The organism is Maridesulfovibrio sp. FT414 (assembly GCF_050916235.1).
In the GTDB taxonomy this organism is placed as follows: domain Bacteria; phylum Desulfobacterota; class Desulfovibrionia; order Desulfovibrionales; family Desulfovibrionaceae; genus Maridesulfovibrio.
Map to the genome: position 1 here is coordinate 440,385 of NZ_CP104854.1, position 16,126 is coordinate 456,510.

Here is a 16,126-nt window from a genome sequence, read left to right on the forward strand (position 1 = left end):
ACATAAATCAATTTCTGTTCTGGGCCAGCCAATCACTGCGGGATAAACGGCAAAGAACATGGAGACGCAAAGGATGCCCGAAAGGGAGCTCCGGATGCTCAAAAAAGTCGTCGTTACTTTTCATTCCAATTCTTTTCATTACAGCCTGTGACGGCCTATTTTGAACAGCAGTAAACGATACAATTTCATCCAGTTGAAGATCACTGAAACCGTATTCAAGTGCGAATTCAGCTGCTTCAGTAGCATATCCATGACCCCAGTATGCCCTATCCAGACGCCAGCCAATTTCAACGCATGGACTGAAAGGCAGTGCGGATGTTGGGATATGCAGCCCTACAAATCCGATAAAAGGAGCTTCCCCCGGCAGCTCGACAGCCCAGAATCCCCAACCTCTATGGGCAATAAGTCCGACTATTTTATCGGCGAGATTATCACTTTCCGGACGGGTTAACGGAGACGGAAAGAACCGCATGGTCTGCGGGTCGGCATTCAAACGCGCAAAATGCTCATAGTCCTCAGACCGCCACTGCCGTAATATCAACCTATTTGTTCCATACATGCCGTCAATTCCTTTCAGGGAGACACAACCTGAAAATAAACTGCCAATCAATCCCGTCATATCACGAAAAAAGCCAGCCCCGGCATAATGCAGGGGCTGGCCAATACAGATTCGCATTTATACGCCAGAGACCTGGCACGATCTGCCGGAATTCTCTACTGCATATTCCTGATAACGGCAGCACCCATTTCAGTACAACCGACGAGCTTTCCGCCTTCATCCATGATGTCACCGGTACGCAGCCCTTCGGAAAGGGTCTTCTCTACCGCAGCTTCAATGCAGTCAGCTTCTGCTGCCATATCGAAGGAATAACGGAGCATCATTGCAATGGACAGGATGGTTGCAAGGGGGTTGGCCTTGTCCTGACCGGCAATGTCCGGAGCGGAGCCGTGAATGGGCTCGTAAAGTCCGGGGTTGGATTCTCCGAGAGACGCTGAAGGCAGCATGCCGATGGAACCGGTGATAACCGCAGCTTCATCGGAAAGGATGTCGCCGAAGAGGTTGCCGGTCACGATCACGTCGAACTGGGAAGGATCGCGAACGAGCTGCATGGCGGCGTTATCAACGTACATATGGCTCAGTTCAACATCGGGGTAATCCTTGGATACTTCGATGACGATTTCACGCCAGACGCGGGAAACATCGAGAACGTTGGCCTTATCAACGGAGCAGAGACGTTTTTTACGCTTGCGAGCTGCTTCGAAAGCGACTTTCGCAATACGCTTAACTTCGTGCTCGTAGTAAACCATGGTGTTGAAGCCCATGCGTTCACCGTTTTCAACTTTGGTACCGCGGGGTTCGCCGAAGTAGATACCGCCGGTGAGTTCTCGCACAACCATTACGTCGATACCTTTGGCAACGATGTCGGGACGCAGGAAGCAGGCATCCTTGAGCTGCGGAAAAAGAGCTGCAGGACGAAGATTGGCAAAAAGGCCGAGTGCCTTACGGATACCGAGCAGGCCTTTTTCAGGACGGACTGCAGGATCGATGGTATCCCACTTGGGTCCGCCTACGGCACCGAGCAGAACCGCATCTGATTCCTTGCAGGCCTTAACAGTTGCATCGGGAAGCGGAACACCGGTGGCGTCAATAGCGGCACCGCCGATAAGAGCTTCGGTTGTTTCAAATTTATGTCCGTACTTCTCGCCGATTACTTCAAGGACCTTGATGGCCTGAGCCATGATTTCCGGGCCGATACCGTCACCGGGCATTACGCAGATTTTCATTTCTCTATATCCTGTTCTTTTATTTTGACAAGCCAGTGCAGTGTTTCATCACCCACAAGGCCGATGGAATTTTGCCATGAAGCGGTAAAATCGTGATCCAGCTTTCCATCCGAAGACCTGATCGTATAACGGCCTTCCGGAAGCCTGCTGCACCAGATGTAGTCACCATGCACATCGAAATCGAGCTTGTAGGCATCGGATGTGATAACACCGAAATATGATGCCGGAGTCTCGTTGATGATGCAGCCGTACACATCGCCCGCATAGGACGATGTGACGGTGCATAAAATGACTATTACTGCTGCAAGGAACCGCTTCACAAGCTGCTCCTTTTTACTTGGAAAGACGTTCCTTGACGTACTCGACCAGTCCGCCGCAATCAAGGATTCCCTTCATGAACGGGGGAACCGGTGCGCAGGTGATAACATCGCCGGTGGTCAGGTTCTTGATTTCGCCCTTCTCGGCATCGACTTCAAGCTGATCGCCGTCGCCGAGTTTAACAAAATCATCACCGACTTCAAGGAGGATGAGGCCCATATTGAAGCCGTTGCGGTAGAAAATACGGGCAAAACTTTTGGCTACTACAACCGGGATACCTGCGCCAAGGAGGGAAATAGGTGCGTGTTCACGGGAAGAACCACAACCGAAGTTCTCATCGGCAACCATGATATCGTTCTTTTTGACACGTTTGATCCAGCCTTCTTCAAGGCCTTCCATGCAGTTTGCGCCAAGTTCATCGGGATCGGTAGTAACCAGAAAACGGGCGGGGATGATGGCATCGGTATCAATGTGTGCCCCGACTCTGTGTGCAGTACCTTTGATAGACATATATAAATTCTCCTCTTAAAGGTCTTCAGGATCAATAATCTCGCCGGCAATTGCGGATGCTGCGGCTACTGCAGGGCTGGAGAGAAATACTTCGCTCTCGAGACTGCCCATGCGGCCCTTGAAGTTACGGTTAGTAGTGGCAATTGCCCTTTCACCGCCAGCGAGGATACCCATGTGACCGCCGAGACAGGGACCGCAGGTTGCGGGTCCGACAATGGCTCCGCACTCCATGAAGGTTTCAATGAGTCCTTCCCTGAGAGCCTGTTTCCAGATGCTCGGGGTTGCGGGCAGTACGATCAGGCGGACATTCTTGTTGACCTTGCGGCCCTTGAGAACTTCAGCTGCCTGACGCAGGTCTTCAATACGGCCGTTGGTACAGGAACCGATGACAGACTGGTGAATCTGCATGTTCTTTACTTCGTCAACGGGCTTGACGTTGTCGGGCAGGTGCGGACATGCAATCTGAGGTTTCATGCCGTTCACGTTGATCTTGACCACGCGCTCGTAGGTTGCTCCGGCATCAGGACGGAGTTCAACGTCGCCGGTGCGGCCTGCAGCACGGCAGTATTCGAGGGTCTTGGCGTCAACAGGGAACAGACCGACCTTGCCGCCGGCTTCAATAGCCATGTTGGCAATGGTCATACGTCCTTCTATGGAAAGATCATCTACAGCGGAACCGCTGAATTCAAGGGCCTTGTAAAGCGCACCGGATACACCGATGGTGCCGATCAGGTTGAGGATGTAGTCCTTGGCGCCGACATACTTGCCTGGCCTGCCTTCGATTTCAACCTTGATGGTCGGGGGAACTTTGAACCAGGTTTCGCCGAGAGCCATGGCACCGGCAATATCGGTAGAGCCCATACCGGTGGCGAAAGCGCCGAGACCGCCGTAGGTGCAGGTGTGAGAGTCGGCACCGATTACAATGTCGGAAGGACCGACAAGACCGAGCTCGGGAAGCAGTGCGTGCTCTACGCCTACATCCCCTCCTTCGTAGTAGTGGGTGATGTTCTTTTCATGAGCGAACTCACGGACCACCTTCACCTGCTCTGCGGAATCAATGTCCTTGTTGGGAGTGAAGTGGTCGCAGACCAGAGCGACTTTGTCCTTGTCGAAAACCTGATCCGCACCCATGGCACGGAAAGACTTGATGGCAAGGGGGGCGGTAATGTCGTTGGCCAGTACCAGAGATACGTTACAACGGACAATCTGGCCCGCTTCTTTTACGGTTTCGTCGGTATGCGCCTGTAAAATCTTCTCAGCTAATGTCTTAGGCATTCTGTTTCTCCTGTTTCATACGTTCAACCCTGTTTATGGCGTTGATGTAGGCTTTGGCACTGGCGACAATAATGTCTTCGTCAGAACCGCGCCCGATTGATTTAAATCCGTTATCGGTAATGTGGACCATTACAGCACCCTGTGCGTCAGCACCGCCGGTGACTGCGTTGACCGAATAGAGTTCCAGCTTCGGTTTACGACCGACCATCTTGTTGATGGTGGAGAATACTGCATTGATAGGACCGTCGCCGAATCCCACATCCTGAAGAGTTTTCGGATTATCCTTATCTTCGCTGAAGTCTTCCAGCACGATTGCAGCGTGCGGGGAAACCCCGGCAGTACCGGAAAATACGGACAGATCCTTTACACGGTACAGGTCGTGGATACGATATGCTTCTTCAAGCACCAGTGCTTCCACGTCCTCATCGAAAATTTCTTCTTTCTTATCCGCCAGAGCCTTGATTGCAACAAAGACCCTTTCGATCTGTTTATCATTAAGTTCATACCCCATTTCACGCAGCTTTGAACCCAGAGCATTTCTACCGGAGTGTTTGCCGAGTACAATGGAAGTGCCCTTCTTGCCGATGGACTCGGGAGTCATGATCTCGTAAGTCTGGCGGTTTTTGAGCATACCGTCCTGATGGATGCCGGATTCATGGGCAAAAGCATTCGCTCCGACAATGGCCTTGTAAGGCGAAATAGGCTGGCCGATGGTGGAAGCAAGTCTGCGGCAGGACGGGAAGAGCTGTTCGGTAACGATGGAAGTCTCAACATTGTAATAATCCTTACGGGTATGCAAGGCCATGATGACTTCTTCCAATGCAGCGTTACCGGCACGTTCACCGATACCGGACAGAGTTACTTCCGCCTGACGGGCACCGGCTTTGATTGCTGCCAGAGTATTCGCAACGGCAAGCCCCAGATCGTTATGGCAGTGTACACTGAAGATTGCCTTACTGCTGTTGGAAACGTTCTTGAGCAGGTACTCGACCAGCTTGCCGAATTCATCAGGCTGGGCATAGCCCACTGTATCGGGGATATTGATGGTGGTAGCACCTTCCTCAATGGCGGCCTCGACTACCTGTGCGAGGAAATCCCAGCGGGAACGGGAAGCATCTTCAGCGGAAAATTCAACATTGGGAGTCAGGGAAGCGGCGTGGCGTACGGCTTTGCGGGCCATCTCCAGAATCTGCTCCGGCTCCTTGTTGAACTTGTGCTTCATGTGGATGTCTGAAGTGGCAATAAAAGTATGAATTCTGGGATTCTTGGCATGTTTCACAGCCTCAAACGCACGGTCAATATCTGCGGTCAGCGCACGACAAAGCCCTGCGACTTGAATATCACCCACTGATTTTGCAATCTGGGTTACGGCTTCGAAGTCGCCATGACTGGCTGCGGGAAAACCGGCTTCGATGATGTCAACACCGAGCATCTCCAACTGGCGGGCCATGGAGATTTTTTCGGCCAGGTTCATGGTTGCACCGGGGGACTGTTCTCCATCACGCAAAGTTGTATCGAAAATATATACTTTATCAGACATTATTCTATCTCCTATGCAAGATCTGCAAAAGGTTGAACCCTTTGCATGCTATAATAATTATACAAGAAAAGTAACAGGAATCTGGCTAAACTACCGGCTATTACCGTCCCCTAAAGAATTATGGTACCTTATAAGCAGGATGTGAGGATAGAAACCCGCACTAAAAGCTTATGATAATTCTTTGGAGGACTTTCCTAGTAGCTTACTGCTTCTGCGGGATAGAAAGAAAACAGTGTAAATGGGGCCGGAAATAATATAACCGGCAAAAATAATGAAACCCAGAAACTTGGGCTGGGAGGCAACCATTGCAAAGAGAGCAATAACAGTTACCATGGCGCTGAAGGGATGAGCTTTGAACATTCCAACTTCTTTAAAAGAATTGTAGCGAACAGTGCTCACCATGAGAAATGCGAGGCAATACACGAGGATCAGAGTGAACATTGGCAGTACACTCTGGGCAATGCCAGCAGGAATAAAGGGAAAAAACAGGATGAGAGTCGCCAAGGTGCAACCTGCCGCAGGAATGGGCAGCCCGACGAAATGGGCCTTGGAGGTGGTTGCCGCCTGGACATTGAAACGGGCAAGTCTGAGAGCACCGCAGGCAACCAGCAAAAAGGCTGCCAGCATGCCCAGTCTGCCGAACTGGTGGAGCTGCCACTGATAAACCATAAACGCAGGAGTAACACCGAAGGCGACCACATCCGCAAGAGAATCAAGCTGCACGCCGAATTCACTGCTGGTACCGGTCAACCGGGCCACCTTTCCGTCGAGACCGTCAAAGAGACAGCTCACCAGAATGGCGACAGCACTCATCTCGTATTGTCCTTCCACAACCCAGTTCATCGAAAGAAAGCCACAGAAGAGGCTTGCTACGGTGAGCAGGTTGGGCAGGATATATACGCCCTTGTGCTTCGGTATTCTTTTTTCCTGTGCCATTAAACTACTTGGTATCAGTTTCGGTTACCTGTTCAAGCCCGGCTGTCAGGCCGGGTTCAGATCCGGATGGACCCTGCCGTTTCTTCCGGATAACACTTGTATCCGGCGAACTTAAGGTCAGTTAATACCCCTCTGTTCCGCAAAGGTCAACCTAGAAGTATTCAAAATCCGGCAAAAACAATTTAACCACCTGCAATGAAAGAAATATTATTCAACAAAACTCTTGATTACTCAATCAAACCATACGGCCTTGCATTGTTCACGGCGAAGAATATCCTTAAAAACACCCAGCCACGGCAAGGTTGTTCTGTGTTCCATCCCACTGCATCCTGCCTGTCTCGAAGACAGCACGAGAGACTGAATACATTAGTCTTAAGCGATCATTACGAAAAACAAGATCATCAAACTTGAATCCTAGTTTCCCGGCAACCTTAATGGAACCGAAGTTGGCCGGATGAATTATGGCTTTGACGCAGTCTAGGCCTGTGGCAGCAAAAGCTTTCTCCAGCACGGCATGTCCGGCCTCGGTCGCAAGTCCCATGCCCCAGAAATCCGGATGGAAGACCCAGCTTACGCCGACCTGATTCACAACTGACGCCGTGAAACTTTCCAGAGGCTGAAGCCCGCAGTATCCTGCCAGCCTCCCGGTCTCCTTCAAAGCAACCCCGAAAAGGCAAAAACCGAGTTCGGACAAAATGAAGTGCTGGATAGACAGAACATGCCTTACCATGCCCTCTGCCCATGGTTCCTGCCTTAGAATATACCGGTAAACAGCAGGATCTTTCATGAGGACATCAAAATAATCGGCGTCATCTGCCTTCAAAGGCCGCAAGTAAAGTCTTTGCGTCTCGATAATCACGGGTATCAACTCCTGCGGCTAGCCCAGAATGATACCACCTCCGAGCACAGCCCCATCTTCGGTATAAGCCGCCACTATCTGGCCCGGTGTGGGTCTGGAGTGTGGCTCGATAAAATCAAAATATATTCTTCCGCCATCCAGCCTGGCCCTTGCGGGCTTGGATCGCTGGCGGTATCTGGTCTTCACAAAAACGATTGCTGGCCATCGCTGAAATTCAATCAGATAATTGAACCTGTCCGCAAGGCATCCCTCGGCATCAAGCTCATCCCGGGTACCTACTATGAGGACGTTGCGGGACATATCCTTATCCAGAACATAAAGAGGTTCCGTCCAGGCTATGCCCAGGCCTTTTCTCTGGCCCAGAGTATAGCGCCACAACCCTTCGTGCTTGCCGATAACTTTTCCGGAACTGAGCATCACATTTCCCGGTCCGGGCAACTTAACGTTCCGTTCAACCAGAAAACTGCGGTAATCGTCGTCAGGAACGAAACAGATCTCCTGACTTTCCGATGGAAGCGGGATCTCCACGCCCCTCCTCTCCAGCTCGGCATAGGTGTGTTCCTTGCTGTGCTCTCCAAGCGGGAACACTCCCCGGTGCAGATCTTTGGCAGGTACGAGCGACAGGAAATAGCTCTGATCCTTGCCCATATCCGCACCACGGACCAGAACCCGCCCGAATTCCGTATGCTCAGCCATCCGGACGTAATGCCCTGTTCCCAGAAGTTCAGCTCCACGTTCGCGGGCAGCCCTCCCCAGCAGTCCGAACTTGATTTCAGGATTGCACATGGCACAGGGGTTGGGGGTATTGCCTTTGAGATACTCCTGTACAAACGGCTCAATCACCAGACTGTCAAACTCACCGGTCAGATCAACGACATGAAGTTCAACGCCCAGATCCGTGCAGCGTTTCTCCAGCCCTTGCACTGCCGGAACTGCTTTCTCGCGGCCGAGGAAACAGCCGTGCATGGCGAAAACATCTGCCCCGCTCTCCTTGAGCAGGATCAGTGAAAGAAGGCTGTCCGCACCGCCGCTGACTGCCATGGCAACCTTGCGTCCGGCGGCTACTTCACCCAGACCGGGATATATCAGAGCTGAATCCATCTAAATTCTCCAACAATTACTCACACAGTGTAACAGCAGTGCTTCCATGCTGATTCATCGGTGTTACAAGCACAATGCCCGGACAGCGTACCACGCTGTCCGGGCATATGTCTCTCACAAGTCTCTATGGAAAATCAACCGGACAACCCGGTTGACAGGACTTTATTATTCAGCCTTTTTAGGCATTGGCAAAACAAGATTAAGGAACACGCCGAGGATACCGGCAAGTCCGATTCCGCCAAGACGGAACTCGTCGCTGAACGGGGTGGGCAGGGACATGCCGCCGACACCGAAGATAACGATCAGCGCCACAATAGCAAGGTTGCGGGCTTCCATAAGGTCATCACCGGCACGAACGAGGGTGTTCATACCGACAACCATAATGGCACCGAAGAGCAGAACCATGATCCCGCCCATTACCGGCACGGGAATGGTGGACAGGAAAGCACCTACCTTGCCGCAGAAGGCCAGAGCAATGGCCACGATGGAAGCCCAGGTCATGATCGCGGGATTGAAAACCTTGATCAGGGCAACGGCACCGGTAACTTCGGAATAGGTGGTGTTAGGAGGACCGCCGAGACAGGCGGCAAGGGAAGTAGCCAGACCGTCACCCAGCATGGTGTTCTGGATGCCGGGATCTTTTACGTAATCCTTGTTTGCTACGGAGCTGATGGCAAGGACATCACCGAAGTGCTCGATTGCAGGTGCAATGGCTACCGGTACAATGAAGAGCACGGCTTCAAGGTTCCACTCAGGGAAAGTGAAGTTGGGCATTGAAACCCAGGGGGCTGCGGCCACAGCATCAAAGTTTACCAGTCCCATGAACAGGGAAACAGCGTAGCCGGCTGCTATTCCGCACAGGATAGGAACAAGCTTCAGCCAGCCCTTACCCAGCAGCGAGACTGCAACGGTTACACCAAGTGAGACCATGGACACGATAAGTGCGGTCTTCTCGGGAATCAAAACAATTGATCCGTCACCGGTCTTGCCTACGGCCATGAAGACAGCCACGGGAGCCAGAATCAGGCCGATAACCATGATTACCGGTCCGGTAACGATAGGAGGCAGAATTCTCTTGAGAATCTCGGTTCCGCGCCAACGGATGAGGAAACTCAATACCACGTAGAACAGGCCGGCCGCAGCAAGTCCGCACAGGGTGGACGGAATACCCCAGGTCTGCACGCCGTAGATGATGGGTGCGATGAATGCAAAGGACGAGGCAAGGAATACCGGAATCTTGCCTTTGGTGATGACCTGGAAGAGCAGTGTACCCGCTCCTGCAGTGAACAGGGCCACGTTGGGGTCAAGCCCGGTCAGCAGCGGAACAAGAACAAGTGCGCCGAAGGCCACGAAAAGCATCTGCGCGCCGAGGACAAAATCTCTTGCCCGAAAATTGTAATCAGTACTGTGTGTGCTCATTTTATCTCCCTCAAAAATTTCCAACCGACTCCCCTGCATCCCCCGCACAGAAAATGTGCTTCAGCCTGAGCAGGCCTAAAGGACGTAAGAAGAACTGTACTCAAAAAAAAGGCACCGTGTGGTGCCTGAAAAATAATTTTTTACTTGGTGCCGAATATCTTATCTCCCGCGTCACCGAGACCGGGAAGAATATAGCCGACGTCGTTAAGCTTTTCATCAATTGCTGCGGTATAGATATCCACATCGGGATGGGCACTGACGATCTTTTCAATGCCTTCAGGAGCAGCTACGAGGAAAAGGCCCTTGATGCTGGTGCAGCCGGCCTTCTTGAGAAGCTCGATAGTGGCGAGAAGAGTTCCGCCGGTAGCAAGCATGGGGTCAAGAATGAGCGCGATACGTTCATCTATGTTGCTTGCGAGCTTGACGTAATATTCTACAGGCTGCAGAGTTTCTTCGTTGCGGTAGAAGCCGACTACGCTGACGCGCGCACCAGGGACCATGTCAAGGACACCATCCATCATGCCGAGCCCAGCCCTGAGGATGGGAACCACGGTGATCTTCTTGCCCTTGATCTCTTCTACCTCAACATCTCCGGCCCAACCTTTGATGGTTTTGGTTTCTGTGACAAGGTCTTTGGTTGCCTCATAAGTGAGGAGCCTTGAAATTTCCTGAGCCAGTGCGCGAAAGCGGCTGGTGCTGATGCCGTCTTCACGGAGAATGCCGAGCTTGTGTCTTACCAAAGGATGGTCTACCACATGTACCGCCACGGTGCCTCCTGTGTACCATGTTATTAGTTATATAAATCCCATAAGTCAAAACTTCGTGTTTATATATGACAGATATACAGAGGTCAACATGTTTTGAACACATTTCCCAAACAATCGCTACCACACCGGAATAACTGGAAATTTAGATATTTTTAATTTTTTTTGAGAATCAATATAAAACAAACACGGATTAAATGACATGTTTAATAACGAAGAAATCTCTGAAGAAGAAATAAATCCCGCATGGGAACGCACAGCCGTCAGCTCCGACCGCAATACCCGTCTTGATAAGTTCTGGGGAACAGTTCTTGAAGAAGAAGGGGTATCCAGAGGGAAGGTCAAAGACTGGATCAAGGCCGGATACGCAACCGTTAACGGAAATGTCTGCACCAAGGCTAATCTGAAACTGAACGGGGACGAGGAGCTGACTCTCGCCGGAGAAGCCGAGCCCACGACCCTGATACCGGAAGACAAACCGCTGGACATAATATTTAATGACGGGCGCATTGCCGTACTCAACAAACCGGCAGGGCTTACCACCCACCCGGCGCCAAGCTGCCCCACTGACACGCTGGTTCACCGCCTAATCCACCATTTCCCGCAGATCAGGGACATGGATCAGTGGCGTCCGGGCATTATCCACCGTCTGGATAAGTTCACTTCCGGGCTGATTGCAGTCGCACTAAATGAACATGACCGTCTTGCCATGTCCGAGGCCTTTGCCGAGCGCGAAGTCAGAAAGACCTACCTTGCCATCATTCACGGTGTACCCGACAGACCGTTCGGTGAAATCGACGAACCCATGGGACGCCATCCGGTCCACAAAACCAAAATGGCCGTAGTCCTCAAGGGCGGGCGCGATGCAAGGTCCAGCTACGAAGTGCTCTGGTCCGATCCGGCAAAGCGGGCCAGCCTTGTAAGAGTAAGAATCTATACCGGCCGAACCCACCAGATCAGGGTACACATGGCCCACATCGGTCATCCACTGCTTGGAGATCTTGTATACGGATCGCAGCAGCACTCAATCATGGAAAGGGAGAACAAGCCCCTTGCAGACCTCTGCTCGCGCCAGATGCTGCATGCCTACAGCCTGCGCTTCACCCACCCGGAAACAGAAGAAGAGCTGAGCTTCCTGCTTCCTCCTCCGGAAGACTTCATCTCCCTGCTCAAAGCACTCAACAGGTCCGTACAGCGTACCGGGCTTATCGGCATGCCCTGCAGTGGCAAGTCAGCAGTTCTCAACATTCTTAAAGAGCAGGGAATACCTGTTTTCAGTGCGGATGCATCAGTTGCCCGCTCCTACGAAAAGGACGGTGCAGGATGGGAAATGATCAGGCAGCGCTTCGGGAACAGGTTCAGCGACCCGGAATCCGGCGACATAGACAAAGGAAAGCTGTTCGTCGCCATGCGCGATGACGAGAACCTGCGCAGAGAGGTGATGAATATTATCCACCCCATCGTACAGCACGAAGTCGAGGAATTCTTCCGTGAAAACTCCGGCCTGCCACTGGCAGTGGCTGAAGTTCCCCTGCTGCTTGAAGGCGGATGGCATACCGCAAAAATTGTCGATGCCATAATCGGGGTTCACTGTCCTGTGGAAATTCGCACCAGTGTTCTGCGCGAAAAACGGAGTCTTTCCCCGGAAATACTGGCAGTGTTCGATTCCTGGCAATGGGAGGAAAAAGCCAAGCTCGCCTGCTGTTCAGCAGTTATCGACAACGACGGAGATTTGGAAAAGCTGAAAAATGAAACTCTGCGCGCACTTGACGAGCTTGCTGCACTGCGCAGCGAAAAGGAAAAACGTTTCGACGATTTCCTGAAAGGACTTTTCAACCCGGAAAGTGAATAATCAGTTCCCCGAAACATTGACTTGCAGCGGGCAGTTCTTATTATTTTATTGAGACCTGGGGCGAGGGCCAGGACCGTAGTCGGAAGAATGAACACAAATTAAATGTTAGGATGCAAGTCCATTATACATAAGAGAATTCTACGAAAGGTCCAACCCCGCTTTCGGCATCAGGTTTTGAGTTTAGGGAGTGAGTGACCCTAGTTTACCTACCAACTCAATCTCGTCATTTCCCCGTCGCGTTCTGCGGCGGGGATTTTTTATACTACACTGATGGAGATCATTAACTATTTCTGCTAAAGTCTTACTTGTACACATTGGCAATGTGAAGACTAGTCCTGTAACAAACTGCTGCAACCAGAAACTGACGAGCACTCCATGATTCCCATCCGCGACAATGTTCCATGCCTGATCACCCCGTACGTACTGCGGGCCATCCTGATCACCAACATTGCAATATTTCTGTTTGAGCAGCTCCTCAGCCCGCAGGGACGGCTTGTGCTCTTCCATCTGCTGGGGGTGGTTCCGGCGAGGTTCTTCAACCCGGAATGGGCAGTGGCCTCCGGATACCCGAATGCGGGTACCTTACCGTTGTTCACCTACATGTTCCTGCACAGCAGTTGGCTGCACATAATCCTGAATATGTGGATGCTCTGGATATTTGCCGATAACATTGAGGACGCAACCGGGCATGCCCGTTTTCTAGTCTTCTACCTTGCCTGCGGACTTGCCGCCATCGGAGTACAGATGGCGATTGAACCGAATGCAAGTGCGCCGGTAATAGGAGCCTCCGGTGCGGTTGCCGGAATAATGGGGGCCTATATGGTCCTGTACCCGCACGGCAAGGTCCTGACATTGTTCCCGGTCATAATTATCCCGTTTTTCTTCAAGATACCTGCCGGGCTGTTCCTCGGCCTCTGGTTCCTTATCCAGATTATATCAGGGGTATCGGACCACTTCAACGGTTCTGCGGAACGGGTCGCGTGGGCGGCACACATAGGCGGATTCATCGCCGGCATGCTGATGATACGGCTGTTTGTCCGCAAGGACCGCTGCGTATACTGCTATGTGCCTGAAAAAAAGGATTATGAGTTGCCGGAAGATTTTTAAAAGTGATTTCAAAGCTACCGAAAATACAGTCCAAACAATCCCCTACTCCTGCATAAACCTGAAAAAGTCCGGATACCTTTCCTTGAGCTTGTTAAATGCGACCATCTCGGCCTTCACATAGGCTTCCGCCGAATCCAGCTTCACACTGCCCCGCTTATCGTGGAGCATGTCCCTGTTGACGTCGTAATGCCCGAAGGTGTGTCCCAGATGCAGCATATCCCGGAACCACTGCACCCCGACATCAAGGCAGACCGGGCGGTCCCAGTTTTCCCCGATGCAGGCCCCTGAAGGCATCCTTGCACCAAAAGGAGCGGCGGTTCCGTTGGGCATGGTGTCCTTTGCGGCCTTTTCCATATTTATCAGCGCACACCACTCATTGAGCCTGCACTCCGGCAGGGGCCATGGATTTTTCTGGTACTGTTCGGAAAGCCCGAGATTATATGCCCTTCGCTGGGTGTAATCCATGTCCTTGTTGTAAATTTTCATCAGGTACTGATAGGAAGGCTTGAACTGGGTATACCTTTCCGAATCGCACAGCCCGTTCTGATATGCCGGACACCACCAGCACTGGCCTATTTCTCCGACACCGGTATGCTCCCCCAACGCGTCTATAAGATTGCCGATAACATCGGCCTGCACGTCGATGTCGTTATGTATCGTCAACAGCAGACTGGATTCGGTCCTGTACCATCCATACTGATAGCGGATGGAAAGCAGATACTCTTCATCTTCCGCTGCCCTTTTCAGGTCGTTGGGATCAATTCCATTCCAGTAGCGTGGGACGTAATGTTCTATGATGTCGCCGAAATATTCCAGCGTCTTGCAATGTGAACGCCTTTCATATTCAGCGGTCAACGCTTCTTCCTGAAAATAGATCTTATTGATGTGCTGCCCGCAATGCTCCGTAATGGAAAGCAGGGACAATGCGGTCTGGTACACCTTACCGAAAACATTGATTACGACATCCACATTTTTTGACATATAATTACTTTTATATTTTGTTGTATATTCACATTTTCAAAACAGAATCTTTTTAGGGAATTATACCAAACAGAAACTCATTTCAACTCGGCAGGCCATGTCGGAGACCTTTTCAGAATCAGTGAAGACAATTACTTAAAAACACGGCCTGTCATGCCAAATCCACACCTATTCTGCCTAAATTCAATCATTACGCTTGACTTGATTCAGCCACGATTTATTCTGGTAAAGTGACAGCAGAAGACTGATCGCCCAATCACTCAAGGAGTAACCCTAAAGATGAGCGTGAAATATAAGGATTATTACAAACTTCTGGGAGTTTCCCGCTCCGCAACCAAGGAGGAGATTGCCAAGGCCTTCAAAAAACTGGCCCGGCAATATCACCCTGACCTGAATCCGGACAACCCGGATGCGGAAATGAAATTCAAGGAAGTCAACGAAGCTTACGAGGTTCTCAAGGACCCCGAGAAGCGTAAAATGTACGACCAGTTCGGTTCCGACTGGGAACACGGACAGAATTTCCGTCCCCCCCCGGGCTACGAGAACATGAACTTCGGCGGTTTCGGCGGAGCTGGCGGCGGTGATTTCAGCGACTTCTTCGAAACTATTTTCGGAGGAGGCGGGTTCGGCGGCGCGAGTTTCGGTGGAGCAAACTTCGGAGGAGGCGGTTTTGGTGGTGGAGGATTCCAGCAGCGTCCGCGCAAGGGCGAGGATTCCGAAACTTCCCTGCAGCTGACTCTGGAAGAAGCATACAAAGGCGGCTCCAAGTCAATAACCGTGCAGGAACGGGCTACCGGCCCCGGCGGACACCCGATGGTGCAGTCCAAGACGCTGGACGTGAACATCCCTGCCGGAATCAAGGACGGGCAAAAGATCCGCCTTGCCGGACAGGGTTCACCCGGGCCTCATGATGGACCGCGTGGCGACCTTTACCTGAAAATCAGGCTGGCCCCGCACCCGCACTTCAAGGTCGAAGAAAACAATGTGATTCTCGACCTGAATCTCACCCCGTGGGAAGCGGCACTCGGGACCAAAGTCCAGTTGCCCACCCTTGACGGAATGATCGAGATGAACATTCCTGCCGGACTCGGCAGCGGAAAAAAGCTGCGCGTAAAGGGACGCGGACTCGGTGCCGGTGCCAAGAAAGGCGATCAGTTTGTACGTATAATGGTGCAGGTTCCCAAGTCCGACTCAGATGAAATGAAAAAAATGTGGGAAGAAATGGCCGCAAAGTCCGACTTCAACCCGAGATCATTTTAACGGAGGCTGATCATGGATATTAAAAAGAGATTTGAAGCTCAGCCTCCAAGCAGCTCCAAACGGCTGGTCATCACTCAGGTGGTGGAAATGACCGGTCTGGAAGAAACCGCAGTGCTTGAGCTGATCAGCATGGAATGGATCAGGCCCGGGACCACCGGTGACGGACACTACCTGTTCGAAACCCGCGACCTGTATCGCCTGGGCAAACTGGCAAGGCTCCGCAAGGACCTCGACATCACCACAACCGGAGGATCCATTATCGTGGACCTGCTGGAACGGGTGGAAAAGCTGGAAACCCAGATCGAAGAAATGCGGAAACTTATTTAGAGTCAACCGGAATCAATATCCGCTCTTCCCCGAATATTTTTTGAGGGGAGAGAGCGTTTGAAAACTAAAGATTATGTACCGCCCCCTGCGGG

16 protein-coding genes are annotated in these 16,126 nt (G+C 51.7%); 4 read left to right on the forward strand and 12 right to left on the reverse strand.

What is annotated here, in order from left to right; all coding sequences use genetic code 11:
* Positions 1–7: 7 nt before the first annotated feature.
* The 11 genes from N7E73_RS01965 to upp all read right to left on the reverse strand — a co-directional run bounded on the left by N7E73_RS01965 (position 8) and on the right by upp (position 10,510).
* Positions 8–559 carry a GNAT family N-acetyltransferase gene (locus N7E73_RS01965; RefSeq protein WP_432737167.1) on the reverse strand — a complete coding sequence of 184 codons (552 nt, stop codon included), beginning with the start codon at positions 557–559 and terminating at the stop codon, positions 8–10.
* 155 nt (positions 560–714) lie between these two features.
* Complete coding sequence (leuB, locus tag N7E73_RS01970; RefSeq protein ID WP_432737169.1) at positions 715–1,785, reverse strand: 3-isopropylmalate dehydrogenase; 1,071 nt, start codon at positions 1,783–1,785, stop codon at positions 715–717.
* Complete coding sequence (locus N7E73_RS01975) at positions 1,782–2,105, reverse strand: hypothetical protein (RefSeq protein ID WP_432737170.1); 324 nt, start codon at positions 2,103–2,105, stop codon at positions 1,782–1,784. Before N7E73_RS01975 ends, leuB begins: the two co-directional genes overlap by 4 nt.
* A gap of 13 nt (positions 2,106–2,118) precedes the next feature.
* Positions 2,119–2,613, reverse strand: a complete 495-nt coding sequence (locus N7E73_RS01980; protein WP_432737171.1) for a 3-isopropylmalate dehydratase small subunit — start codon at positions 2,611–2,613, stop codon at positions 2,119–2,121.
* Positions 2,614–2,628: 15 nt separating this feature from the next.
* Complete coding sequence (gene leuC, locus N7E73_RS01985; RefSeq protein ID WP_432737173.1) at positions 2,629–3,888, reverse strand: 3-isopropylmalate dehydratase large subunit; 1,260 nt, start codon at positions 3,886–3,888, stop codon at positions 2,629–2,631.
* Entirely contained in the window at positions 3,881–5,428 is a 1,548-nt protein-coding gene (locus tag N7E73_RS01990; protein ID WP_432737175.1) for a 2-isopropylmalate synthase, read from the reverse strand. The genes leuC and N7E73_RS01990 overlap by 8 nt, the downstream gene beginning before the upstream one ends.
* A gap of 168 nt (positions 5,429–5,596) precedes the next feature.
* The gene (gene pssA, locus N7E73_RS01995; RefSeq protein ID WP_432737176.1) at positions 5,597–6,364 is read right to left on the reverse strand and encodes a CDP-diacylglycerol--serine O-phosphatidyltransferase; all 768 of its coding nucleotides are present in this window, start codon (positions 6,362–6,364) and stop codon (positions 5,597–5,599) included.
* A 277-nt stretch (positions 6,365–6,641) separates the two neighbouring features.
* Positions 6,642–7,223, reverse strand: coding sequence for a GNAT family N-acetyltransferase (locus N7E73_RS02000; RefSeq protein WP_432737177.1), 582 nt, complete (start codon positions 7,221–7,223; stop codon positions 6,642–6,644).
* Between the two features lie 18 nt (positions 7,224–7,241).
* Positions 7,242–8,324, reverse strand: a complete 1,083-nt coding sequence (mnmA, locus tag N7E73_RS02005; protein ID WP_432737178.1) for a tRNA 2-thiouridine(34) synthase MnmA — start codon at positions 8,322–8,324, stop codon at positions 7,242–7,244.
* Positions 8,325–8,489: 165 nt separating this feature from the next.
* Entirely contained in the window at positions 8,490–9,743 is a 1,254-nt protein-coding gene (locus N7E73_RS02010) for a uracil-xanthine permease family protein (RefSeq protein WP_432737180.1), read from the reverse strand.
* 140 nt (positions 9,744–9,883) lie between these two features.
* The gene (upp, locus tag N7E73_RS02015; RefSeq protein ID WP_432737182.1) at positions 9,884–10,510 is read right to left on the reverse strand and encodes a uracil phosphoribosyltransferase; all 627 of its coding nucleotides are present in this window, start codon (positions 10,508–10,510) and stop codon (positions 9,884–9,886) included.
* A 199-nt stretch (positions 10,511–10,709) separates the two neighbouring features.
* Between upp and coaE the strand changes: the two genes are divergently transcribed.
* Positions 10,710–12,359, forward strand: coding sequence for a dephospho-CoA kinase (gene coaE, locus N7E73_RS02020; protein WP_432737184.1), 1,650 nt, complete (start codon positions 10,710–10,712; stop codon positions 12,357–12,359).
* Positions 12,360–12,734: 375 nt separating this feature from the next.
* On the forward strand, positions 12,735–13,466 hold the full coding sequence (locus tag N7E73_RS02025; protein ID WP_432737186.1) for a rhomboid family intramembrane serine protease: 732 nt from the start codon (positions 12,735–12,737) through the stop codon (positions 13,464–13,466).
* Positions 13,467–13,508: 42 nt separating this feature from the next.
* Here N7E73_RS02025 and N7E73_RS02030 read toward each other — a convergent pair whose 3' ends face one another.
* Complete coding sequence (locus N7E73_RS02030; protein WP_432737188.1) at positions 13,509–14,447, reverse strand: hypothetical protein; 939 nt, start codon at positions 14,445–14,447, stop codon at positions 13,509–13,511.
* 279 nt (positions 14,448–14,726) lie between these two features.
* On the opposite strand from N7E73_RS02030, the gene N7E73_RS02035 reads away from it, so the two are divergent.
* On the forward strand, positions 14,727–15,707 hold the full coding sequence (locus N7E73_RS02035; RefSeq protein WP_432737190.1) for a DnaJ C-terminal domain-containing protein: 981 nt from the start codon (positions 14,727–14,729) through the stop codon (positions 15,705–15,707).
* Between the two features lie 12 nt (positions 15,708–15,719).
* The gene (locus tag N7E73_RS02040; protein WP_432737191.1) at positions 15,720–16,034 is read left to right on the forward strand and encodes a chaperone modulator CbpM; all 315 of its coding nucleotides are present in this window, start codon (positions 15,720–15,722) and stop codon (positions 16,032–16,034) included.
* Positions 16,035–16,126 lie beyond the last annotated feature (92 nt).

Bases quoted from the DNA above. Each gene is read 5' to 3' on its own strand.
- N7E73_RS01965 (WP_432737167.1), bottom strand. From the start codon at position 559: ATGTATGGAACAAATAGGTTGATATTACGGCAGTGGCGGTCTGAGGAC.
- leuB (WP_432737169.1), bottom strand. From the start codon at position 1,785: ATGAAAATCTGCGTAATGCCCGGTGACGGTATCGGCCCGGAAATCATG.
- N7E73_RS01980 (WP_432737171.1), bottom strand. From the start codon at position 2,613: ATGTCTATCAAAGGTACTGCACACAGAGTCGGGGCACACATTGATACC.
- leuC (WP_432737173.1), bottom strand. From the start codon at position 3,888: ATGCCTAAGACATTAGCTGAGAAGATTTTACAGGCGCATACCGACGAA.
- N7E73_RS01990 (WP_432737175.1), bottom strand. From the start codon at position 5,428: ATGTCTGATAAAGTATATATTTTCGATACAACTTTGCGTGATGGAGAA.
- pssA (WP_432737176.1), bottom strand. From the start codon at position 6,364: ATGGCACAGGAAAAAAGAATACCGAAGCACAAGGGCGTATATATCCTG.
- mnmA (WP_432737178.1), bottom strand. From the start codon at position 8,324: ATGGATTCAGCTCTGATATATCCCGGTCTGGGTGAAGTAGCCGCCGGA.
- N7E73_RS02010 (WP_432737180.1), bottom strand. From the start codon at position 9,743: ATGAGCACACACAGTACTGATTACAATTTTCGGGCAAGAGATTTTGTC.
- coaE (WP_432737184.1), top strand. From the start codon at position 10,710: ATGTTTAATAACGAAGAAATCTCTGAAGAAGAAATAAATCCCGCATGG.
- N7E73_RS02025 (WP_432737186.1), top strand. From the start codon at position 12,735: ATGATTCCCATCCGCGACAATGTTCCATGCCTGATCACCCCGTACGTA.
- N7E73_RS02030 (WP_432737188.1), bottom strand. From the start codon at position 14,447: ATGTCAAAAAATGTGGATGTCGTAATCAATGTTTTCGGTAAGGTGTAC.
- N7E73_RS02035 (WP_432737190.1), top strand. From the start codon at position 14,727: ATGAGCGTGAAATATAAGGATTATTACAAACTTCTGGGAGTTTCCCGC.
- N7E73_RS02040 (WP_432737191.1), top strand. From the start codon at position 15,720: ATGGATATTAAAAAGAGATTTGAAGCTCAGCCTCCAAGCAGCTCCAAA.